Genomic DNA, 4,172 nt, shown 5'->3' on the forward strand with positions numbered 1-4,172 from the left:
ATATCTTCTATTTGCCATTGCTCTAATTTACTTTTTTTTGGCAATCTCTTTTCGTAGCTCCTAATGTAGACATTCCAGGTCATTACTTCTATTCCGCTCGCAATTTGTATATTAGTTGTGAAAATAAAACAAATAACAAAAGGCTCGCTAAAAGCCGTGCGTTGTCCGAAAACTATCGCTTCGAACTCCCGCACTACGCATAGCCGAGACCGTTGTAAGTCATTTAGAAGAAAACCGCAAGAATCGGGTTTTATGGCAAAAAAACATTTTAGAATTTTGTCAAAAAATAAAACGATACATAAAATGAATTTTGATTTTGACGAAAAACAACGCAAAGAAATACTAAATACTGTTTCACAAAAAATAGAGCATTTTTACACTAATACTAAAGATTACAGTACTACACCAGAACTTAACTTACAAGAAATTAGAAATATTATAGAATCTGAAAATTTAGTTTCTGGAACCGAACCAAACAAAGCTATAGAGCATATAATAAACGGACTTGAAAATTATTCTGTTCACACACCACATCCAAAATATTTTGGTTTATTTAATCCTCGAGCAAATTTTGCGGGAATTATTGCAGATTTTATAACCGCTTCTTATAATCCTCAATTAGCAGCTTGGAGTCACGCTCCTTTTGCCGTTGAAGTAGAATCTCACGTAATTAATCAGTTTATTGAAAAATTTGGCTTAAATCCAAAAAAATCAGACGGAGTTTTTACAACTGGCGGAGCTGAAGCAAATTTAACTGCTGTATTATCTGCCTTAAATAATAAATATCCTGATTTCGCTAAAAACGGAATGTTTGGTTTAGATAAAAAACCTGTTATTTTTTGTTCTCAAGAAGCACATCATTCTGTGCAAAAAGCAGCGAAAATTGTAGGCTTAGGATATGAATTTATAAAAACAATTCCAACGACTAAAGATTTAAAAATAGACACTGATTTATTAGAAAAAGAAATCAAAAACCTAAATAATTCAAAACATAGCCCATTAATGGTTATTGGTACAGCAGGAACAACAGGTACAGGAACAATAGACGACTTAGGAGAAATTTCAAAAATATGCAAAACACATAATATTTGGTTTCACGTTGATGCCGCTTATGGTGGAGGAGCTGTTTTAAGTTCAAATCTAAAACACATACTAAAAGGTATTTCTGCTTCCGATTCTATAACTTTTGACGCACATAAATGGATGTCTGTTCCTATGGGAACAAGCGTATTCTTGACTTCTCATCAAGAAATTCTAAACAAAACATTTAGAATTACCACAGAATATATGCCTAAAGAGGCAAATGAATTAGAAATTGTTGAACCATTCTCACATTCCATTCAATGGTCAAGACGATTTATAGGTTTAAAAGTCTATTCATCTTTATTATTTTACGGTTGGAATGGTTATGAAAAAGTAATCAATCATCAAGCTAAAATGGGAGAATATTTAAGAACTAAACTAATAGAAAATAATTGGATTATTAAGAACAGTACCGAATTACCAGTAATCTGTTTTACACACCAAAAATTTGAATCGGATGCAAATTTCACAAAAACCATTTTAGACAACATTTTGGCTAAAGGAAATTCTTGGATATCGGTTTACCCAATAAAAAACGTTCCAACATTTAGAGCTTGTATTACAAATTACAATACAACCGAAACAGAAATAGACGAATTAATTGAAGAATTAAATAAGGAAAGAAAAGCATATCAAGATTAATTATGTCAAATAATACAAACACATATCATTATGATAAAATAGCAGAAGCTATTGAATATTTAGATGAGCATTTTAAAGAGCAACCTACTCTAGATGATATTGCTGAACATTTAAATATGAGTTCTTTTCATTTTCAAAGATTGTTTAAAGATTGGGTTGGTGTTACACCAAAAAAATACATTCAATTTTTGAGTGTAAATTATGCCAAAAGCAAACTTAAAAAAGATAAAAATACATTGTTTGATACTGCTTTAGACACAGGACTTTCAAGTACTAGTCGTTTACACGATTTATTTATAAACATAGAAGGAATGACACCAGGAGAATATAAAAACGGAGGTAAGAGCTTAAATATAAACTATAGCTATGCCGAAACCCAGTTTGGTGATATTTTGATTGCCACTACTAAAAAAGGAATATGTCATATTGCTTTTTTAGATAATAAAGAAGAGGCTTTACAGGTTTTGATAAATAGTTTTCCAAATGCAAATTACCAACAAAAGGTTGATAAAATTCAACAAGAAATATTGAAGGTATTCTTAAATGATTGGAATAAACTTAGTAAAATAAAATTACATTTAAAAGGCACTGATTTTCAATTAAAAGTTTGGGAGGCTTTATTGACTATTCCTAAAGGAAAATTGGCTACCTATGGAGAAATTGCAAAAAAAATCGAAAAACCAAATGCTTCAAGAGCTGTAGGAACAGCAATTGGAAGTAATCCTATTGCTTATTTAATTCCTTGTCATAGAGTAATTCAATCTTCTGGAAAAACAGGTGGTTATCGCTGGAATCCAATCAGAAAGAAGGCAATAATAGGATGGGAAGCATCAAAATTAGATTAAAAACGCCTTACAACAATGTTTCCTATGAAAAGCCATAGTCGGTTTTCTCAAAGATAGTATTTAATTTTTAATCATATCGTAATGATGTTTTTGAGGTGTTGAATTGTGGATAACTCCGTTAGGATTATCAATAATTCAATACCATATAATTTGCTCAGCATCCTATATGTGATACACGCTTTTGGTGTTCATCAACATCTGTATGATTTTAAGCTATAATACAATCTGTCACTTGCTAACCGATGTGATTATCTATATATAGATATCCACCCACATTGTTTTGTGATTTGATTGTTGCTTCTTGTTGAGCTTTGTTATTTTTTACTTTTATTCTATTATTCCTATTTGATAAGGTACCTCGGTTTTAATTACAGCCAGTGTTCGACTGAGTAATTTCCGAACTACCTTTACTATTACTTTTTTAGTATTCTTTCCTTGATGACTACGATAATAGATTTGCATTACAGGATCTGTTCGTATAGCTTGCCAAGAAGCCTCAATAAAATAACTACGTATCAAACGATGTGCTCTCATACTAATACCCGTATATCGTATGGTATCGCCACTTTGGTACACTCCAGGACATAAACCTATATAACTTGAAAGATGTTTTAAATTTGAAAACCTGCGTATATCTCCTAGTTCACTTAAAATACCGCTAGCAACTATTGGTCCTATTCTTGGTATACTTCGCAAAAGCATATAGTCTTTTTTGTAATATAATTTCGTGTATTTACGCAAACTGGTTGAAACATCTCTAAACTCTTGATCTATAAATCTAAAACTACGCATCCTACTTTTTAAAACCTCATTGGCTGTATTATAATCAAATGTCAAGTTATCTAGCCATTTTCTAGACTCATGACTCCAATGGTCATTATCATATTGAGAGGGTATTTTGACTCCATAATATAATAATTGCATTTTGATATAACTCTTGATTTGACGCATATCTTTTACCAAATCATTACGCCTGCGAAATAAACTGCGTAATTGTTCTCGTCTACAATCAGGAATATGAATCCCCTCTAATCGCCCATCTTTTAATTCTCTTGCTATTAATTGAGCATCTATTCTATCTGTTTTTGTATATCGCTCTTTACCTCGTCTAAATATATCTGCTGGATTAACTACTAAAGAATACCAGCCATAACTTTCAAAGATGCGATGAGCACTATACCCACAACATCCAGCCTCATATGCAGTATGAACTTTATAATCTGGATAATGCTTAGTTACATAGCAATGTAATTGCTCAGCATTTGGTTCCATAGAAAAGGTTCTTCCCATAGATAAATCAGTTGCACAATGAATCTTCCAGCTTCGTTTGTGTATATCAATTCCAATGAATAAATTAGAGTCGGCAGTAATTTGAGTACTCATATCTTATTTTTTTTTATTGAATCCTTAAGATACTTAACTTGCTGCTTTTTCATAGATGCTAACGTCTATAACAAACCGAAAATTGTTAACTTTAAACCCGTAACGGATGGTTATACGAGACCGTTGGTGTGCCACGAGGCTGTAGGAATCCAATGGGTGAAAATCCCATCAGAGTAATTGGCTGTTCACTCTGAAGAAAAACATACAGTTGTTCCTGTG

Annotated in this window: 3 protein-coding genes; 2 read left to right on the forward strand and 1 reads right to left on the reverse strand. The window is 32.0% G+C overall.

What is annotated here, in order from left to right; translation table 11 throughout:
- The first annotated feature begins 252 nt into the window (after positions 1-252).
- Together ACYEKI_RS21060 and ACYEKI_RS21065 are read left to right on the forward strand one after the other, a co-directional pair.
- Positions 253-1,725 carry a pyridoxal phosphate-dependent decarboxylase family protein gene (locus ACYEKI_RS21060; RefSeq protein WP_459213191.1) on the forward strand — a complete coding sequence of 491 codons (1,473 nt, stop codon included), beginning with the start codon at positions 253-255 and terminating at the stop codon, positions 1,723-1,725.
- A 2-nt stretch (positions 1,726-1,727) separates the two neighbouring features.
- Entirely contained in the window at positions 1,728-2,570 is an 843-nt protein-coding gene (locus tag ACYEKI_RS21065) for a methylated-DNA--[protein]-cysteine S-methyltransferase (RefSeq protein WP_459213192.1), read from the forward strand.
- 327 nt (positions 2,571-2,897) lie between these two features.
- On the opposite strand, the gene ACYEKI_RS21070 is transcribed toward ACYEKI_RS21065, so the two are convergent.
- Complete coding sequence (locus ACYEKI_RS21070) at positions 2,898-3,953, reverse strand: IS110 family RNA-guided transposase (protein ID WP_459213193.1); 1,056 nt, start codon at positions 3,951-3,953, stop codon at positions 2,898-2,900.
- Positions 3,954-4,172 lie beyond the last annotated feature (219 nt).

The sequence above is a fragment of the Aquimarina rhabdastrellae genome (genome assembly GCA_947387485.1).
Taxonomy (GTDB): Bacteria; Bacteroidota; Bacteroidia; order Flavobacteriales; family Flavobacteriaceae; genus Aquimarina.